Origin of the sequence: Pseudomonas siliginis (genome assembly GCF_019145195.1) — a bacterium.
Lineage (GTDB): Bacteria > Pseudomonadota > Gammaproteobacteria > Pseudomonadales > Pseudomonadaceae > Aquipseudomonas > Aquipseudomonas siliginis.
This window is the reverse complement of the sequence record NZ_JAHSTW010000005.1, coordinates 1-18,347: the sequence shown is the minus strand read 5'-3', so window position 1 is coordinate 18,347 and position 18,347 is coordinate 1. Positions and strand designations below refer to the sequence as shown.

Genomic DNA, 18,347 nt, shown 5'->3' with positions numbered 1-18,347 from the left:
GTTTGGCCTAAGGCGTGACGATATTGAACTGCGGCCCGAACGTATCCAGGCTGCCCATCAATAATCCGAATTTCTGACCATTGCCCTGCAACTTCACCAGTCCTTTTTGCATCGCCGTCGGGAAGTCCAATTGTTTCAGGCTGATCTTCTCCAGCGTATCGCGGCTCAGACTGACGCTTGCATCCGCCGCCGGATTCAAGCCGGCGCGGTGAGTCAGCACGCCATTGCGCAAGGTCAGGGTGAAATCCTTTTGCACATCGTCGAACGTCCAGTTCAGCGTCAGGTCATGGGCCACGGCTTTGTCGCTGTCCAGGCGTACCGCGAGGTAGTCGAAGAACATTTCCGGACTCATCGCCCGGACCATGTCCACCGATACGGTATTGGCAGACTGCGGTGGTACGCCGTTGCGCAGTTCCATCGCACCGGTCAGGTACATGTTGCGCCAGGTGGCGTTCTCGCTTTGATAACCCAACTGCTCCAGCGTCTCGGCTTGAGCATTGCGTGCATCCGCGTTGTCCGGATCGGCGAACAGCAACTGGTTGCCCAACTGCGCGGCCCATCGGTAGTCAGCGCTGGCCATCGCACTGCGCATTTTCTCCAGCACCGACGCGGTACCGCCCATGGCCTCGACCGAGCGTTTAGCCGCATCGACCGGGGGCAGCGGGTTGAGGTTGGCCGGGTTGCCGTCGTAGAAACCCATGTAGCGCTGATACACCGCGCGCGTATTGAAACTCAGCGAACCGTAATAACCACGGGTGTACCACTTCTGATCGAGCGAGCCGGGCAGCTTCTTGATCGCATCAGCGATTTCCAACGGCGTCAGGCCCTGGTTGAGCAAGTGCAGAGTGCGGTCATTGATGAAGGCGTACATGTCACGCTGATCGGCGAGCAAAGTACGAATCCGCTCGCCACCCCAGGTCGGCCAGTTGTGTTGGGCGAACAGCACGTCGGCCTTGTCACCGTAGCGCATGAGGCTGTCGTCGAGGTATTGCGACCAGGCTTTGGCATCACGCACTTGCGCACCGCGCGGGGTGAGGATGTTGTGCATCATCTGCGTGGCGTTTTCGGCCATGCACAAGGCTTTCAGCTGCGGTAGATAAAGGTTCATTTCCGCGGGCGCTTCGGTGCCTGGGGTCAGCTGGAATTCGACTTGCAGGCCAGCGATGGTGCGGGTTTCCAACGGCTCGGCAATCAGATCGGTAGGCGCGATTAGTGTGACCGTGCCACCGCTGGGCGCGCTCTTGCCGAGGCCAGCGTCGATCTGACCTTTTTCACTGCGCGGCAACAGGCTGCCGAACTGGTACTGCGCGCGGCGGCTCATGGCGTTGCCGGCCATGACGTTTTCGCTCATCACGTGTTCCATGAAACCGACCGGCGCGTAGACCTTGACCTTGCCGGACTTGACATCGGCCTCGTCGATCACCCCGCGCACGCCGCCGAAATGATCGACATGGGTGTGGCTGTAGATCACCGCGACGACCGGTTTGCGCGGGCGATGGGCGTAGTACAGATCCAGCGCCGTCCTGGCGGTTTCGGCCATGGTCAGCGGATCGATGATGATCAGCCCGTCGTCACCTTCGATGATGGTCATGTTGGAAAGGTCGAGGCCGCGCACCTGATAGAGCTTGGGGCTGACCTCGAACAGACCGGCGTGGGCATTGAGCTGGGCCAGCCGCCACAGGCTCGGATTGACCGATTCCGGCGCCTTGTCTTTGGCGAGGAAATCATAGGCATTGACGTTCCAGATGACTTTGCCGGCGGCATCCTTGATCTGGCCCTTGAACGGTGCGATCAAGCCTTTGCTGACGGATTCGAAATCGGTGCGGTCGCTGAAAGGCAGGGTTTGCAGGACGGCAGCGTTGCTTGCAGCGGTTTGCATGCTCGGCGCCACCGGACCGTCAGCAGCGAGCAACGGTTGGCTCAGGCAAGCGGTGATCAGGCAGGTCAGCAGGCCGCGCGGGCTCAGGTTGAAACGGGGCATGGGTGTCTCCGGTTTTATTATCGTTATGGCCGAACAGCCAGCAGCTTAAGGCGCGGCGCTAGGTTGACGATGATCATCAGCGGACAAAAACCATTCAGGGCCGCTATCCTAGGCCCAGGTTCACTGATCGGGTTTGCCCATGCTTGAGGTTCGCGACGTTTTCAAAAGCTATGCCACGCCACAGGGATTGTTGCCGGTGCTGCAAGGCGTCGACCTGACGCTGGAGGCCGGTGGCAGCCTGGCGCTGATGGGCGAATCGGGCAGTGGCAAAAGCACGCTGCTGCATCTGGTGGCGGGGCTGGACAAGGTCGACAGCGGCAGCATCCGCAGCGGTGAACATCGTCTGGAAGCCATGAGCGAAGCGCAACTGGCCAACTGGCGACGTACGGAAATCGGTCTGGTGTTTCAGCAGTTCAACCTGATCGGCAGTCTGCGCGTGGAAGACAATCTGGCCTTTCAGGCGCGCCTCGCCGGGCGCCATGAGCCGCGCTGGCAAGCGCATCTGGTGCAGCGTCTGGGTCTGGGCGATCTGCTCTCGCGTTATCCCGAGCAACTCTCCGGCGGTCAGCAGCAACGAGTCGCATTGGGCCGCGCATTGGCCTCGCAGCCGAAATTGCTGTTGGCCGATGAACCCACCGGCAGCCTCGATGAAGCGACCAGCGATGAAGTGCTGCGGCTGTTGCTGGAATTGCTCGATGACACGCCGACGACTTTGTTGATGGTCACTCACAGTCAGCGCGTTGCGGCGCGTCTGGCTCAGCGCGTGGTGTTGTCGAACGGGCGGGTCGCCTGATGATCTGGCGGCAAACCCTGCGCGCTCTGCTCAGCCACTGGCGGCGCCATCCCGTGCAGTTTTTCAGTGTGCTGACCGGGCTGTGGTTGGCCACTAGTCTGCTCACTGGCGTCGAGGCGCTGAACAGTCAGGCGCGCGACAGCTACGCGCGGGCCAGCCAGATGATCGGCGGTGAACCACAGGCCAGCCTGAGCACGCCAAATGGGGCACTGTTCCCCCAGCGCTGGTTTATCGAATTGCGCCGTCAGGGCTGGCCGGTGTCGCCGGTGTTGCAGGGCCGGCTGACGCTCAAGGGCCAGGAAGATCAACGCATTCAGGTGATGGGCATCGAGCCGGTGTCGCTGCCGTCTGATTCCGCGGTAGCCGGGCAGGCGATGCCGATCGAGCGCATCGTCGAATTTTTCAGCCCGCCGGGCAGCACCTGGATTTCCCTGGACACGATGCAAATGCTCGGCTTGCGCGAAGGCGATACACCGCGAACCGTGAACGGCCAAACCCTGCCGCCGCTGCTCGCGCAGAAGGACATGGCGCCGGGCCTGTTACTGGTCGACATCGGCGTAGCGCAGCGCCTGCTCGAACAACCCGAGCAACTGTCGCGATTGCTGCTGCCCAAGGACTTTCATCAAGAATTACCAGCGAGTTTCAACGACCGCTTGCAGCTCAAAAGCAGCGGCGAAGAAAACAATCTGGAGCGGCTGACCGAGAGCTTTCACCTCAATCTCGATGCCCTTGGATTTCTATCGTTTCTCGTCGGCTTGTTTATCGTCCACGCCGCCATCGGCCTCGCTCTGGAACAGCGCCGAGGCTTGCTGCGCACGTTGCGTGCCTGTGGCGTCAGTGCACGAATGCTGATCGCATGTCTGGTGGTTGAACTGGGTGTGCTGGCGCTGATCGGCGGATTATTCGGTGTGATCAGCGGCTATTGGCTGGCCAGCGTGCTGCTGCCGGACGTCGCCGCCAGCCTGCGCGGTTTATATGGCGCGGAAGTGGCGGGGCAGTTGCGTTTGAGTCCCTGGTGGTGGTTCAGCGGCATCGGTCTGAGTCTGCTCGGCGCGTTGCTGGCCGGGGCCAACAGTCTGCTGCGGGCGGCGCGCCTGCCGTTGCTGGCGGTGGCCGATCCGCAGGCCTGGCATCAACAGTATTCGCGCTGGTTGCGCCGACAGGGTTGGCTGGCGACAGCGCTGCTGACAATTGCGCTGGCGGCGCTGATCTGGGGCGACAGCCTGAGCAGCGGTTTCGTGCTGATGGCCGGGCTGTTGCTCGGTGCCGCGCTGGCCTTGCCGGTGTTGCTCAGCGCGTTGTTGAACCCGTTGCTCGGGCGCAGTCGGTCGGTGCTCGGCCAATGGTTTCTCGCCGACTGCCGCCAGCAATTGCCAGCCCTGAGTCTGGCGCTGATGGCGCTGCTGTTGGCGCTCGCCGCCAACATCGGCGCCGGCAGCATGACCGCCGGTTTTCGCCAGACCTTCAACGACTGGCTCGAACAACGCCTGAGCGCCGAGCTGTACATCAATCCGGCCAATCCGGCGCAGGCCCGCGAGATGCACAGTTGGCTCAGGCAGCAGCCCAACGTGACCGCTGTGCTGCCCAACTGGCAGGTTTCGGTGACGCTGCAAGGCTGGCCGGCCGATGTCTACGGCATCATCGACCACTCCTACTATCGCCAGCACTGGCCGTTGCTCGACAGCAGTGGCAGCGATCCGTGGGGCAAACTGGCCACGGATGATGCGGTGATGCTCAGCGAACAACTGGCGCGACGCCTGAAAGTGAAGCCGGGCGAGCATCTGAACGTTCCCACGCCGAACGGCACATGGTCGCCGCGCATCGTCGGCATCTACGCCGACTACGGCAATCCGAAGGGTCACGTGCTGATCAGCAGTGAGCACCTGCTGCGCGGCTGGCCGCAACTCACGCCGAACCGCTTCAATTTGCGTATCGACCCAGCGCAGATTCCGGCGCTGCTCAACGCCTTGCAGGCGCGCTTTGCGCTGGATGACAACCGCATCGTCGATCAGGCGCGGCTCAAGGGCTGGTCGGTGCAGGTCTTCGAACGCACCTTTGCCGCGACGGCGGCGTTGAACAGCCTGACCTTGGCCGTGGCTGGCGTGGCGCTGTTCATCAGTCTGCTGACCCAGAGCCAGAGTCGCCTCAGTCAACTCGCACCGCTGTGGGCGCTGGGCGTGACGCGCAAACAATTGATGCTGCTCAACCTCGGCCAGACCTGGCTGCTCGCCGTATTGACGTTGCTGTTGGCGCTGCCGTTGGGCATTGCTTTGGCGTGGTGCCTCGATGCGGTGATCAACGTGCAGGCGTTCGGCTGGCGCTTGCCGTTGCGGGTGTTCCCGTTGCAGTTGCTGCAACTAATGGGCCTGGCCTTGCTGGCGACTCTGTTGGCTTCGGCATGGCCGCTGTATTCGCTGTACCGCACACAACCGGCGGACTTGCTGAGGACGTTTGCCCATGAGGACTAAATGGCTCGTGCTGATGATTGCGCTGCTGCTCGGTGGCTGCGATCAGTCTGCACCCGAGGAAAAGGGTTTTGCCGGCATGGGCGATCAGGCGCAATCCTTCACCCCGGTGGTGCCCGGTCGGGTATTCAGCTTCCCGGCCGATCATGGCGCGCATGATGGTTTTCGCATTGAGTGGTGGTACGTCACCGCCAACCTCAAGGATCAGCAGGGCAATGACTTCGGCGTGCAATGGACGCTGTTTCGCAGCGCCCTGAAACCGGTTGCCGAGCAAGCCGGTTGGGGCAACCAAACGATCTGGCTGGGCCATGCGGCAGTCACTTCGCGCTCGGTGCATCATGCCGCCGAGCGCTACGCCCGGGGCGGAGTAGGCCAAGCCGGCGTGCGCCTGGCACCGTTCGAGGCGTGGATCGACGACTGGATGTTTGCCAGCCAGGCGCAGGATCCGTTGCGCGATATGCAACTCAGTGCTCGTGACAAGAATTTCGCTTATCAACTGCGCCTTACCTCCAGCCGACCGCTGGTGCTGCAGGGCGACAACGGTTTCAGCCAAAAATCCGAAGAAGGCCAGGCGTCGTATTACTACAGCCAGCCATTTTTCCAGGCCAGCGGCACGCTGCAGATCGACGGCCAGACCTACACCGTCAGCGGCCCGGCGTGGCTCGATCGCGAGTGGAGCAGCCAACCGCTGACTGCCAACCAGACTGGCTGGGACTGGTTCTCCCTGCATCTGGACAGCGGCGAACACGTGATGCTTTATCGCATGCGGCAGAAGACCGGCGCGCCTTATCTGACCGGCACCTGGATCGCCGCTGACGGGCAGATTCAGACGTTGCGCAGCGAGCAGATCAGCCTTGTGCCGCAGGATACGGCCAAGGTTGCTGATCGACCGATGCCGGTGAAATGGTCGATCCGCATTCCAGACAAGAAACTCGATATCAGCGTTGACGCGATCAACCGCAATGCCTGGATGGATTTGCGTATTCCGTACTGGGAAGGGCCGGTGAAAATCAATGGCAGCCATCCTGGCCAGGGTTATCTGGAAATGACCGGGTATTAACGGTAGGTGCAGTTTCCCTGTGGGAGCGAGCTTGCTCGCGAAGGCTTTTTGTCGAGCGATGATTTGTTCTGCTTGACCGGGTACATATCCGTTGCTGCGGTAACGGCTGCTTAGGGTTTCGCCCTTACGGCGACTTACTTTTTTACAAGCGCCAAAAAAAGTAAGCAAAAAACGCTAGCTCCTACGTTCGGCCCTCGCAGGCTCGGGTTCCTTCGCTGCGGGATCGATCCGGGCGCAGCGGCTACGGTTTGCTTCGCTGCACCTCCTTCCGCTGTGTCTGGCTTCGCCAGACGGTCGCTGCGCTCCCACGCCCGGATCAATCCCTCCACTCAGCCTTCCGACGTCGCCGGTGGATCAAGATCAAGATCAAGAGCAGGCGAGCTGACACTCGGCCTATAGGTGAACGTGGGACTGTAGGAGCTGCCGAAGGCTGCGATCTTTTGCTTTTGCTCTTGCTCTTGCTCTTGTAGGAGTGAGCCTGCTCGCGATAGCTATCTCAAAAACACCGATGAATTACAGCTTAACCCCAATCCCTGTGGGAGCTGGCTTGCCAGCGATGGCGTCAGCAAGATCACCACTAATCAAACCGCTCGGAACTCTCCCTTCGCCAATACGCTCTACCCAGAAACCCGCCATTTTCGGACTCACCCATGAGCGACGACCTGCAACCCCCAGACCTCAACACCTGGCAACGCCAGTTCGACGATCAGACTCTTTGGCAGCAATCGCCCGACACTCACTATTTCGATCTGCAGCGCATCGCCGATGACCTGCTCGGCCAAGGCGCGATCGACCTTGAGCAATGGCAGTTGCTACGCGCCAAAGCCGACGATCTGCACAAGCAGTCACCCGAGGTCAACGTCGCCCGCGAACTCGACGATCCCGAAGCCTGAGGACTTCTGCCATGAATACCACCAGCAACCAGAACGACAACCCCGACGAACCACGCCCGGCCGGCGAAACCGAACGCGATAACGATGCGCTGCGCCCGACCGATCCCAAGCAGCGGCAGGACAGCGGCAAGGGCACGCCGAGTGGCGAATCCACCGCGCAAGAGACTGCCAAGCCACACACCCGAGGGCCACAAACCCAAGTCAAGCCCTGAACAGCGTCTATGCTCACTGGCACGCCCGCCGCTGAAGTGTTTTCGGTGGCGGGTGTCGCCATTTCATCACAGGGAAAGTAATGCATATGAAGCTCGACGCTCTGGCCAAGGCCATCACCCTCGCAACGCTGCTTTCTGTCACGAGTTTCGGCGCTATGGCTGCCGACATTCCGTTATCTGCCGTTGTTGAGGCCGATTCCGTCACCACCAAAGTGCTCGCCGTCGACCCGGCCAATCACCAGGTCGTGCTGGAAGGCCCCGAGGGACGTCAGGTCCACGTTCAGCTCAGCGACAAAGCGAAAAATCTCGCCAATCTCAAAGTAGGGGACCTGGTGAAGATCGAAGTGCAGCGGTCTGTCGCCGCTTATCTCGACACCGATGTAGATAAAGGTCTGCCAGGCACCACCGAGCGCACTGGCGAACTGCGCAAGGCCCCGGGCAGCGATAACCCGGGCGGCGAGGCCTATCGTCAGGTTCAGGTGCAGCTGAAAATCAGCAAAATTGATTTGAAGACCAATCAGGTCACCCTCCAAGATCCGTCCGGACAATCGAAGACGCTCGATGTGAAGAAGCCGGAGATTCAGGCCAAGTTGAAAGATCTGAAAGTAGGGCAGAGCGTTATTGTCACTTATACCGATATCCTGAAAGTGACCAGTCAGCACGATAGTTGAGTATTAACTCTACAAGTTTATTGCTCTTGTACAACTTTATGTATGAGAGCAATCATATAAAGTTTTTTTGTAAGACAATTCCCGGGATAAATCGGCAAAACACAGTTTTTAACTTTTCAGTGCAAAAATTTCATGTTTGCCCATGACGACAGGTCCACTTGTTTGAATTAAAATCCTCGGCGTTCGCCCAGTGTCAGGGCTCTTTACCGGTGCAAGGATTGCCAGGCCGTAACACTGGGCGAACTCCACTACTGGCGAAAGTTGTATACAGAATCTGCAAACAAAAAGGGCGACTTTGCAGTCGCCCTTTTTTATTGTTTTCGATCAAGTCGAAGCTTGCATACCGGTTTTGCCATGCTGCCCCTGCAAGCGTTTGAGGGTCTGCTGGTACATTTTTGTCCGGCGATGATCCTTGCCATACGTGCCTGCCGCAGCGACGGTGCCGGCCTGGATGTGATCAAGGTAGCGGAAGATCTTCCGCGGCGAGAGAAACCTGACGCCATAGCCCAACCCGACCATTCGATCCTGAAGCGTGTAACCAGGCACCTCCTCATCCATGCAGAAGTGCAAACCCAGCGACTTGATCAAACGCGCATTCCACAGCGTACAGAAACTTTTCAGATGCGTTTCTCTATACGGGCGTGGTGGTTTCGAATGCAGCCCGAGATGAACTTTTAGCCGGCGAACATGATGTTTGCAGAACCGCGAAGTTAAACGCCAGGTATCACGTAGCAACCCACGATCAAGTTGCTCGACACAACCGACCGCCGCCATGTCCGCACTTTTCGTGCATTCGCGCATCATCATCGCAAACACTTCCATGTCGTAGACAAAGGTGTCGGTGTGCAGCAGAAACAAGTAGTCAGTCTCAACTTTCGCCAAGGCCAGATCCAGCGCCTTGCCATGGGCAATATGCCCCATTTCCTTGCCCGGCGACGGCCGCTCGATCAAATTGATCCAGTCCAGCGAACGCAAATAATCAAGGCTGGCATCCGCCGAATCGTTATCCACCACCCACACTGGAATGCCCTGCGCCTGGACATGCTCGCGCAACAGTTCCAGACACATGCGGGTGATGTCCGGGGTTTTGTAATTGACCAAAACAAGACTGAAGTTGGGATGCGGTCGGGTAGGTAGATCAAAAGCTTTCATGTCGGAGGGACTCATCCACGGCTCAAGACGACAGGTTGATGAGCCGGGATGCTAGCGGGGGAAGCTTAGGTGAAGCTTAATTTGGCAGGGTCGGACACTGGAGAAATGTGAGGACGTAAAACGGTTGGGATGCGTACCGGATGTAGCCATGCGTTCATCAGGTTGCGAAGTAAAGCTCATCCAGTTGGCGCTTGCGGATTGCCAAGTATTCCTCCCACAAATTGGGAAAATCCTCATCTCTGGTTAGCGGAAAGGTCAGATAGATGTGTTTTCCGACAACACTGACGTACTGGCGCGCACGTTTGAAGGCCGGCTGTTCGTATACTGAAAGGCTTTCGTCGTAAGCGTCGTGATGGTGGCGAATCGTTACTCGATGAGGGGCAATCATCTCTCGCGCAAAATCGATTACCCAGTCGCCGTCTATGGCCGTACGCAAATAGCCGTAAACACCATCGCCCGAGAGCAGGATGCAGGTGTTGGCTTGGCGGCCGTCCTCGTCGTTCGCTAGAACAATCTGGTCTGCGAAGTATTTGATCGTCTGGTTATCCGGACCCTGTAGAAGCAAGCTCCAGCCCTCGACGCCCATGCGAAACTCGCCGTTGTTTTGAAAGGTTGCGGTCCATCGATTGGCAAGCGTTATCTGACGGGTATTCATTGGCTTTTCAGACTCGAGATTTCCGACTTATGGTGTCGGATAAACCGAAAAAAATCGGCTTTACGTTTTAACAGATGTTAAAAATCCAAAGAAATAGACGACCTTGGTTGCTCACATTTCATCCATGCAAACCCGCCGCTTTGCACGCTTCGACGAACGTGGCGCCTTTTTTGTCCATGGCAGTCTTGACCATTTGATTGGCTTTCACCAATGCAGCGGTGGGCTTGGCCCATTGCTCTGGTGGCAACGCCTCAGACCATGTCTGCACTTGCTCCGGAAGGGTAGGCCGCCCTTTGCGATGCGCCCATTCGGCTAGCATGTAAGGCATCTTCCAGAAGCTCAGCACGCGCCACATGTACCAGCGGCGCAGTGGCCAATGGGATTTTTTCGAGTAACCGTAATGCTCGCGCTGCTCGGGCGTCAGTTCGTCGCCACCCTCGTCCAGCGACCCCATCGCGCGTGCGTCTTCGCGTTCGATTTCAAAAGTGTGTAGGCCTTCGTACGGTTTGAGCCGATCACCGGATGGAGTCAAACCCAGTGCCTTGAGCATCGGGTTTGGAGCATCTACCAACTGACCGTCTTCCATGTAATTACGAATTGAAGTCCACATCCCTAAAGCATGTGCATCGCTGGGTTGTGATAGCAGGAGGAATTGCACTTTGTCCTGCTCCTCATCCTCCAGACCCATGCCGAACGTGTACTGGCGAGTAGCGCCATAACTGGTGACGCCCTGAGTGCTGGAGACCCAAGCGACGACGCTTTCCCAAGGTACGATGAGGACGTGGCGGGTTTTGCTGTCGACGTAGCAGACTTCGCGGCGTTGGCGGTTGAAGCGGACGGGGTAGGTTTTTGCTGCTTTAAAGACGCCGGAGAGCATTCCGTATAAGTACGCACCAAGAGGGAGAATAAACAGTAGAGAGCCACTAGCAAAAACCAGTAACGAGTCACCAATTAGGTCGACGAACCTTCGATCTATTCCGTGAGGGCTGAAAAGTGCGAGCCAAGCACAGATAAGCACCGGAGCAATGAATGCTGTCGTCAATGCCATCCAAATTCCAGCGGCAAGTATTTTTCCTTGTTCAACCATTCCCCAATTACTTCCACCGAGTTCCAGGAATACTTCGTTCATCCCTGAAAAATTCCGGCGAGAGGATTGAGTTTGTCCTGTATAGACCGGTAATGGCGATAGAAACAAAGTTTCATTCATTCCACGGACGCGGACTTCTCCAGCCCTTGGCCTCTCGCTACGGATGTCCGCTGCGGCTTCAGAAGTAGTGAATTTAGCGCCGCGCTTGAAAAGGCTTTTAAGCATCGATGGTCCCCAAATCTTCTTTTTTGAACAATATGAATTGGGATTTACTTATGCCAATCGGCAACGAGTCAGCAGAATCAAGCTTAAAGACACCGCGCGTTGGATCGCGCCTATAAGGTGAGCTAATAATATGCAGGTCACGGAGCACAAAGCAGGTTTCGTGCATTACGTCACGTTCAGCTTCCAATTGATAAGCGATGGTCAATGCCAAGGAAAAATCTGTGGTCTGCAATGAGTCACTGATCGGCAAATGAATTGTCAACGCTTCGCTGCCTTTACTGGCTACGACTAATCGACTAATCCAAGTTGTCGTGCACTCCCGCCATCTCAAGGGAAATGGGCCGGGCGCGTAACCCCCTTTCTTTGGAACATCGCGATATTGCTGGTACGCTTTCAATTGCAATTTTCGAGTATCCATTTCCTGCGTGCTAACGCCTGGAATTATAAGCTTCAGATAGGTCTGCTTGGCATCACGAATCATTTCACAAGTAGGTTTTTGCACGACCTTTGCCAGTTCGTTCCATTCGTCCTGCATGCTGCGATTCTTAGTTTTGTTCCCCCAGACGCTGGTCTCCATCCATTTTTGCAAGTCGTCCAGATTAAAATAGTTGTAAAGGCCTTCCCCTACCAATGTAAGCGTCTGCCCAACACATCTTGCTCAATGTTCAGCGTCTGTCTGGGAGTAGGAAATCTACCTCGTAGATACCCCGTGCCGCACGGATGGTCACAGGGTGTGTGACTGGCCTTACGTCACTCAACTCCCATGCGAGCCAGCCATCCTCAAAATAGCTTGCACAGGCCGCTTGCATGTCAGCGAGGATGAAAGGGCGCACGGTTTTCACGCGCACAATTGCGACGGCAGTACCGTTATCGTCTTCGTCCCCATCGTTATGGAGAAAACGCCCGTTTTCCACAATCACGAGATCCTCGGGAGGATTTAAGTCTGGATGCCAACGACGGACTTCGAGGATTTTCTCGCCAGAAGCGATTCGGCCTCCACTGGGCCGTACAATTGATAACGCCTTTATGGTTCTCTTCTAAAAATTAGACGCTTGGGAAATAGTCGCTTCGATAGGATTCCACTTATGCGGCAGAAGCTCGGCGATCTCACTCGCCCGTTGCGTCGGCAGGCGTGTAAGAACATCCTTGAGGTATGCATACGGATCATGCCCATTGAACCGCGCAGACTGGATCAAACTCATGATCGCTGCGGCACGTTTACCACTGCGTAGCGAGCCTGCGAACCACCAATTCGAGCGGCCAAGAGCCCACGGCCGAATCTGATTCTCGCACCAATTGTTATCGATGGGCACAGCACCGTCATTCCATTTATGGACGAGGTTGGCATTGAGGTTGTGGGTCAAGGCGACATTGGCAATTGAGGTGTCAGCCTGCGCACACTCGGCGATGACCTGGGGCTTAAATGACTTGGAATAGGAACGGCGTTCTTGTGGCATGGGCGTCCGCTTAAAAAGGCTAAAAATGGTGTCCACTTAAATTTAGGTGGACACCATCGCCTTAAGCGATGGCATCAGGAAGGTGTGTTGCCCGGACGGTTACCTTGCACCCGGCCTGGGCACCGGCGAAGACTTCAAACTTCGCCAGTTCGCCGGATTTTTCGGCCATGTCGACGCCGACCAGGCTGGTGTAGCCGGTTTTTTGATCCAGGGTCAAATCGCGCGACAGCATGAGGCTTGCGCCAGCGAAGCCCCAAGCCTTGGCTTGAAGATCCAATGACATTTTGCCGAAGTTGACACTGCGTACGCTGCCGTCGTGGGCCTTGTATTTCGCTATCCAGGGATCAGCCGTTGCCCGTTAAGGGAACTCGACTTTCTGCAAGTTTTAAGGTCGGCGATCTTCAGTCCTTATAACTTTTTAAACAAGTTTTGACTATGTTGAACTAGAGTTGAGACATGATGCCATGTGAGAACTCAATAACCATAAACGGGAACAAAATAAGAAAGTGGTGGGCGTGTTTTCTTCCATTCTTCCGCAAATAGAAGACCTTGCTTGATGTCTTCTTTGGTCATTTTTTCAGTGATTTTTGGGAGCATTCTTTCGCCGTCTTCAGCTGCTGTCCCGCCACCCTCGAATTTAGACAACAGATAGGCTAGTCCATAAGCCTCAATCAAGTTTTTTGGGTAGTCTAGATCGTTTGGTATATGGGCTACGCTGAGGGCGTAATTACCAACCGCGCTGACGTATCCGCCTTCGGCCGATTTTTTTAACCAATAAGCAACTTCTTCTTTCCTACCTCCATGTTCAAATAAATAGTTGGCATAAAAATACATTGCTTTGGGGTATCCACCTTCAGCTGACGCTTTGTACCACTTTTGAATGGTTTTTTCGCGGCTACCCGGAACGATGAACCATCCTTCCCCATCTTCGTAGATTCCTGCGAGTGTATTCTGTGCTAGATGATCACCTGCCTCCGCTGCCATTTCTAACCAACTGAATCCTTGTTTGGTTATGAATAAAACGGTCATTGCTTCAGTGTCATTGTTTTTAGCTCGTTCCTGAGCTAGTTGTATTGCTTGTTCTCGCCATTCGTCTGCACTCTTACCACCGCAGCTTTTCATTTCATTACAGATATCACTCTTACTGCTTAGTCTTAGCATTGCGTAAAGGTTGCCCTGTTGCGCAGCTGCTTCATACCATTTTCTTGCTTCATCAGTTGTGTATCGGTTGCTCAGCCGAATCGCCTCTGCCAAGTAATATTGGGCTGTCTCGTCACCCGCAATAGCAGCACTTTCCAGTAAAGGTTGAGAGTCGTACCAGTCGCTTTGCTGATACAAAATTAGTCCTCTCTCTTTTTTCGACTGCTGTTCTTGTGTTAGTTGTGCAGAAGCTGAGTAGGGAAAAAGGACGAATAGAAATAAGCATAATACGATTTTAATCAATGTTAGGTCCCTTATAGCTTGCTTTTGTATCTTGGATTGGAGCGAAAGCCGGGCCCTTATAGATGGTGTTGTACTCACAGTGTCCAGTTAGTCGGGCGCCCAATCTTGCTACATGCTCGCGATAAATTCTTCTTGATTCGTTACTGGTCTTATCCAGAGCCTTAACTCGTTCAGCCATAAATGAATCGAGCTTGAATTTGTTTTTACAATATGTAAGCCCGGCTTGCGGTGATCGCAATCCATCCCGATTCATACGTATAATTGCCTCTTCGAACTGCAGAGTAGCGTTAGGGTTGGATGATATCCACCCTAAACACCGTTCGATCGCTCTCTGCTGTAGTTGATATGCCTCGTCTTCCTTGACGCTTTTATTGTCTTGGTCTTCTTCTATTGAAAAAGATTCAGGAGATGAGCTAAGGGTCAATAGCAACGGTCCAAGTGCCTGTGGCTGCAAGTTACACACCCATTCCTGCATCTCTTTCTGTTTTTTGTCGGTGACGATTGAGTAAGCAATCAATCCCCCACGCCCCCCCTCAGTCAGCGCATCAAATATCCCTTTAACAATGGCATATCCACGCACATAGGCAAACGCCACATCGATACCAGTGGCGCCTAGGAAGCTCAGCTTTTGCAGATAGTCCATGGCTTCCCCATCGACCCACTCAAGATCCTTGTATTGGTTCGCGGCCATTTCCTGTCGCACCAGTTCCGTCAAGGCCACGATGCTGTCGTAGCCGACTTCAAAGGTCAAATACCCTTTGACGCCTGCGCCCCAGACCAGCGCGCCCTTGATCGATAACAGCAGTAGGCCGTTTTGCATCCGCAGGTGCATGTCGCCGTTGTAGCCGGCGCCGATGGCTACGGCCGCTTCAACTTCCAGTTTGGCCAAAGGGCGCCACTGGTTGGCTGAAATACGATTTGGCACGGGAGCAGGAGGGAGGACGCTTGGGGGAGGGCACCAGAACAGTTTGCCGGTTACCTTGCACCCGGCCTGGGCACCGGCGAAGACTTCAAACTTCGCCAGTTCGCCAGATTTTTCGGCCATGTCGACGCCGACGAGGCTGGTGTAGCCGGTTTTTTGATCCAGGGTCAAATCGCGCGACAGCATGAGGCTTGCGCCAGCGAATCCCCAAGCCTTGGCTTCCAGATCCAGAGACAGTTTGCCGAAGTTGACGCTGCGCACGCTGCCGTCATGAGCCTGGTATTTTGCGATCCAAGGATCAGCCTTTGCCCGTTTAGGAAGCTCGACTTTGAGCAAGCTGACTTCGCCTCGCCACGCTGTGACATCCAGTGCAACTTCTACGTTGGCAATCTGAGGGGAACCACTTTTAAGAGTGGGGCCTTCCATTTTGACTTCGGACAGCAAGTTGGCGCTTTCCGGAAGTAAGCATCGAACGAGTTGGGCCTGGGGGCTGTTGTCGAACAGCATGAGATTGCGCAGCTGTTTATCTTCGAAAACCATGGCTTTCAGATTTTCGCCCCAGGTTTGGCGTTTGGCTTCGGCTTTCAGGCTTTCGACTTTGTAGCCTTTGGCTTCCAGCGCCGCGAAGAACTTATCAGGCACAAACAGTCCATTTTCATCGAACCATGGTCCCTTTTCATCGAATTGGAGCGCGCCTTCCTGTTCCAGCCAATCGCTGAATACCCGATCGTCATCGGCCTCTTTGGCAATCGATTTTGGCAGGCTGGTCGCAAGCTCCTTGAGCTGGCCTTGGAATGCGTTACCACTGATTTGTGCCAGATGTTTCAGGCTGATGTGGTTGAGTATCGTTGTTGACGAGGCGCTACTGAGTTCGCGCAGAGGTATGTTGGTTTTGGCCAGACGTTCGATCGGCTTTGGCTTGTAGCTTTCCGGTTCCCACAGGAACAGGCGGGGTGGCTTGAGCCCACGTACACGCGCCTCTGCAGTGATCTGGATTCGCTCTGCCTCGTTATTCAGGTCGTACCACTGCTTTTGCAAATTGACGAACAGAACGCCGGGCGGTGCGGATTTGCCGCCAGTGGCCGACACCCATTGAGAGTAACGCTCCTCGATTTTTTTCTCGAGCTCATCGCGTTTGTTGGTCAGCTCGATAAACGCCTGAAAATCCTCGGTACCGGCGTACTGGTCATCGGGACTTAGCGCAAACTCGGGAACTGCAATCCCGCACTCGGCAAGCTCCACGATCGCATTGATGTACTTGGACATCAGGTCTTTCAACGCCAGGATGTTGAGCTGAACACCCCTTAGTTTTTTTTCGTCGATCTCGCCGGTTTCGATCAGCTTTTTGTGAAGCGCCTTGTACTCTTTCAGGTGTTCCCAAGCCGAAGCGATCTTGCCGGTGCCAGGGTCAAACATTTTGTAGCCGTGGGCTTTCGCCTTGTCGCGTTCTTCAATGTATTTGTCAATTGCATCACGCGCCTTCAAGGCACGCGGGGTGTAAAGAACGCCGTTTTCCCGTTTGTACCCCAGTGTCTTTGCTTTCGCATCGGAAACTTTTTCCAAGGTTTGCATGTTCTGCTGATTTGTCTCGATGCGTTTTCCGGCATGGAACATCTCACGTTCGGCATGCATTACCGCGTCGCTATCACCTTTGGCCTTCGCCGCTTCCCAATCCTTGCGGCACTGTGCTTTTTTTGCAGTGTCCTCGGGGATTGCCGCTTTCGACTCCACATAACTGGTGTGTTGCTCACCTTCTAGAAAAGCTTCCGGACCCGGAGTGAGGAAGTAGTCCATCAACCCTGCATCGGCGATGTTGCTCATGCGCGCGGCTTTATCCGTGTCTACGGTCTTCTGCTTGAGCAGGCTGACGCTTTCCTTGAGTTTCTCGGACGTGCGCTTGGGCAACAGCCAGAAACGGCGCTGACCGGTAACGTAGATGATGTCTTCATAGCTGCTGCTGCAGCCCGGCTTCTTGTCTTTGCAGAACGTTTCCGCATCGGCAGTCTTTTTTGGCGGATCGGCCGGAATGACGACAGGCGGCTGTTCGGATAGGGATGTTTGTTCGGACGTACCTGTCATCTCAGACTTCCATTCGTTGTACTTTCTCGAATGCTGGCATGTCGCTGCTCAGCAAGTTCATGACGTCAGTGCGCGCCTGCAACGGACCTTGGTTTAGATTCGGCAGCAGGCGCTCAAGATGACGTCCTTCTGCAATGCCGTGGTCCACCAGCAGTTGCAAATTATCGGCCACGCCAGACAGCTGCGAGTCCGATAAGCCTACAGCGGACTCGGCGTTCCGCAGCCGAATCCAATACCACCAGCGGATTTCATCGAACGCTATCAGCGTGTTGATCTTTAGTTGCAACGGATATTTTTGTTCGCCATTAGAGGCATCAACTTTTTCTCTTTGTTCCCAAACACGCCATTGTTGATCATCGCTGTGGGCGGGCGGGGTATATACGATGTCCCAAGGGCCGAACAGAGGTCGGGCGGGTACCGTCAGCGCCAGCGCGCTCCAGAACGCCGGGTCGTAGTAGCGAGCTAGCGAGTCACCATGAGCCGGGTCGTTCATGCGCAGGAGGCGACGAGCATGCAAGAGCGCGGTCTCCGGTTTTTCACACGATGTGAGCAGAATACCGGCGCGGTTGTCGCGGCATAGCTCAAGGGCTTGGGCGGCGGCAGGACTTCCCGCTATCAGCTGTATCCAGATCGGACTGACATCATTCATTTCGGCAAACGGCGTGTCCTGAAACAACTTTTCAACACCCGTCAACCCGGACTGTTGGTAAAGCTTTTCCAGAGCCCGAGGCTGGCGAACGCTGTCGATGATGCCGTACAGGGTGCGGTTTCCAGTGGTGCCCAATGGCGTCGTGGCCACGGTTTTTTCCAGGAAATGACTTAGCCATTCAGACATGGGCAAACCTCACGCGAGCAAGCGCCATTAGCTTGCTTTCCACAAATCGGAACAAGGGGAAGGCCTTGAATGCTTTTTCGTACAAACGGGTTCGCCATAGGTGGCACTGTTACCTGCCCCGCCTTATCCGCATCAGCCTGTTTTAAAGGCCCCGGCATCAACGGCGCAGCACCGGTCCCACTGCCCGGGCTACCACCGGAGTTCATGTTGATCACCGGCCCGCTCAGGGTCACGCCGCCGGCGTCAATCTTGATGAAGCTGCCGCCACCCACCAGGGTCAGCTCCGCACCAGCTTCCATCACCACTTTCATGCCGCTGCTCAGGTGGATTTCTTGCCCTGCGTCGATGAACTGGCCCGTGCCGATCTTGATGTGCTGATTCACGCCCACGGTGAGGTGGTCGTTGGCGCGGGTTTCT

General features: G+C 55.8%; 17 protein-coding genes and 1 pseudogene. 6 read left to right on the top strand and 12 right to left on the bottom strand.

All coding sequences use genetic code 11. The annotated features are described in order from the left end of the window. Positions 1 to 7: 7 nt before the first annotated feature. Positions 8 to 1,981, bottom strand: a complete 1,974-nt coding sequence (locus KVG87_RS11530; RefSeq protein ID WP_217850779.1) for an alkyl/aryl-sulfatase — start codon at positions 1,979 to 1,981, stop codon at positions 8 to 10. Between the two features lie 139 nt (positions 1,982 to 2,120). Between KVG87_RS11530 and KVG87_RS11525 the strand changes: the two genes are divergently transcribed. The 6 genes from KVG87_RS11525 to KVG87_RS11500 all read left to right on the top strand — a co-directional run bounded on the left by KVG87_RS11525 (position 2,121) and on the right by KVG87_RS11500 (position 8,075). Continuing rightward, on the top strand, positions 2,121 to 2,774 hold the full coding sequence (locus KVG87_RS11525; RefSeq protein ID WP_016774109.1) for an ABC transporter ATP-binding protein: 654 nt from the start codon (positions 2,121 to 2,123) through the stop codon (positions 2,772 to 2,774). Beyond that, on the top strand, positions 2,774 to 5,242 hold the full coding sequence (locus tag KVG87_RS11520; protein ID WP_437180896.1) for an FtsX-like permease family protein: 2,469 nt from the start codon (positions 2,774 to 2,776) through the stop codon (positions 5,240 to 5,242). Before KVG87_RS11525 ends, KVG87_RS11520 begins: the two co-directional genes overlap by 1 nt. Further along, entirely contained in the window at positions 5,232 to 6,299 is a 1,068-nt protein-coding gene (locus KVG87_RS11515; RefSeq protein WP_217850777.1) for a lipocalin-like domain-containing protein, read from the top strand. The genes KVG87_RS11520 and KVG87_RS11515 overlap by 11 nt, the downstream gene beginning before the upstream one ends. A 650-nt stretch (positions 6,300 to 6,949) precedes the next feature. Next, a complete protein-coding gene (locus KVG87_RS11510) occupies positions 6,950 to 7,192 on the top strand; it encodes a hypothetical protein (RefSeq protein WP_217850775.1) in 243 nt (80 codons plus the stop codon). Positions 7,193 to 7,203: 11 nt separating this feature from the next. Next, complete coding sequence (locus KVG87_RS11505; RefSeq protein ID WP_056784567.1) at positions 7,204 to 7,404, top strand: hypothetical protein; 201 nt, start codon at positions 7,204 to 7,206, stop codon at positions 7,402 to 7,404. An 86-nt stretch (positions 7,405 to 7,490) separates the two neighbouring features. Next, positions 7,491 to 8,075 carry a hypothetical protein gene (locus KVG87_RS11500; RefSeq protein WP_217850772.1) on the top strand — a complete coding sequence of 195 codons (585 nt, stop codon included), beginning with the start codon at positions 7,491 to 7,493 and terminating at the stop codon, positions 8,073 to 8,075. Between the two features lie 324 nt (positions 8,076 to 8,399). Here KVG87_RS11500 and KVG87_RS11495 read toward each other — a convergent pair whose 3' ends face one another. The 11 genes and pseudogenes from KVG87_RS11495 to KVG87_RS11445 form a co-directional block, all read right to left on the bottom strand. Next, positions 8,400 to 9,227 (bottom strand): glycosyltransferase family 2 protein, encoded by an 828-nt coding sequence (locus KVG87_RS11495; protein WP_217850770.1) that lies wholly within the window; start codon positions 9,225 to 9,227, stop codon positions 8,400 to 8,402. Positions 9,228 to 9,384: 157 nt separating this feature from the next. Beyond that, complete coding sequence (locus KVG87_RS11490) at positions 9,385 to 9,882, bottom strand: hypothetical protein (protein ID WP_217850768.1); 498 nt, start codon at positions 9,880 to 9,882, stop codon at positions 9,385 to 9,387. 118 nt (positions 9,883 to 10,000) lie between these two features. Continuing rightward, the gene (locus tag KVG87_RS11485) at positions 10,001 to 11,011 is read right to left on the bottom strand and encodes a DUF6708 domain-containing protein (protein WP_225930860.1); all 1,011 of its coding nucleotides are present in this window, start codon (positions 11,009 to 11,011) and stop codon (positions 10,001 to 10,003) included. A gap of 175 nt (positions 11,012 to 11,186) precedes the next feature. Next, positions 11,187 to 11,729: a hypothetical protein gene (locus tag KVG87_RS11480; RefSeq protein WP_217850766.1), complete on the bottom strand. Its 543-nt coding sequence runs from the start codon at positions 11,727 to 11,729 to the stop codon at positions 11,187 to 11,189. 130 nt (positions 11,730 to 11,859) lie between these two features. Continuing rightward, a complete protein-coding gene (locus KVG87_RS11475) occupies positions 11,860 to 12,207 on the bottom strand; it encodes an ASCH domain-containing protein (protein WP_269321742.1) in 348 nt (115 codons plus the stop codon). A 24-nt stretch (positions 12,208 to 12,231) separates the two neighbouring features. Next, a complete protein-coding gene (locus tag KVG87_RS11470; RefSeq protein WP_375709720.1) occupies positions 12,232 to 12,687 on the bottom strand; it encodes a transposase domain-containing protein in 456 nt (151 codons plus the stop codon). A gap of 25 nt (positions 12,688 to 12,712) precedes the next feature. Then, on the bottom strand, positions 12,713 to 12,928 hold the full coding sequence (locus tag KVG87_RS11465) for a hypothetical protein (RefSeq protein ID WP_156089181.1): 216 nt from the start codon (positions 12,926 to 12,928) through the stop codon (positions 12,713 to 12,715). A gap of 197 nt (positions 12,929 to 13,125) precedes the next feature. Beyond that, complete coding sequence (locus KVG87_RS11460; RefSeq protein WP_122506395.1) at positions 13,126 to 14,094, bottom strand: tetratricopeptide repeat protein; 969 nt, start codon at positions 14,092 to 14,094, stop codon at positions 13,126 to 13,128. After that, complete coding sequence (locus KVG87_RS11455) at positions 14,087 to 17,095, bottom strand: hypothetical protein (protein ID WP_217850764.1); 3,009 nt, start codon at positions 17,093 to 17,095, stop codon at positions 14,087 to 14,089. The genes KVG87_RS11460 and KVG87_RS11455 overlap by 8 nt, the downstream gene beginning before the upstream one ends. A gap of 1 nt (position 17,096) precedes the next feature. Beyond that, positions 17,097 to 17,930 (bottom strand): DUF4123 domain-containing protein, encoded by an 834-nt coding sequence (locus KVG87_RS11450; protein ID WP_122506561.1) that lies wholly within the window; start codon positions 17,928 to 17,930, stop codon positions 17,097 to 17,099. After that, positions 17,915 to 18,347 (bottom strand): annotated as a pseudogene (locus tag KVG87_RS11445) (DUF2345 domain-containing protein); the annotation flags it as partial. The pseudogene KVG87_RS11445 and the gene KVG87_RS11450, both read right to left, overlap by 16 nt.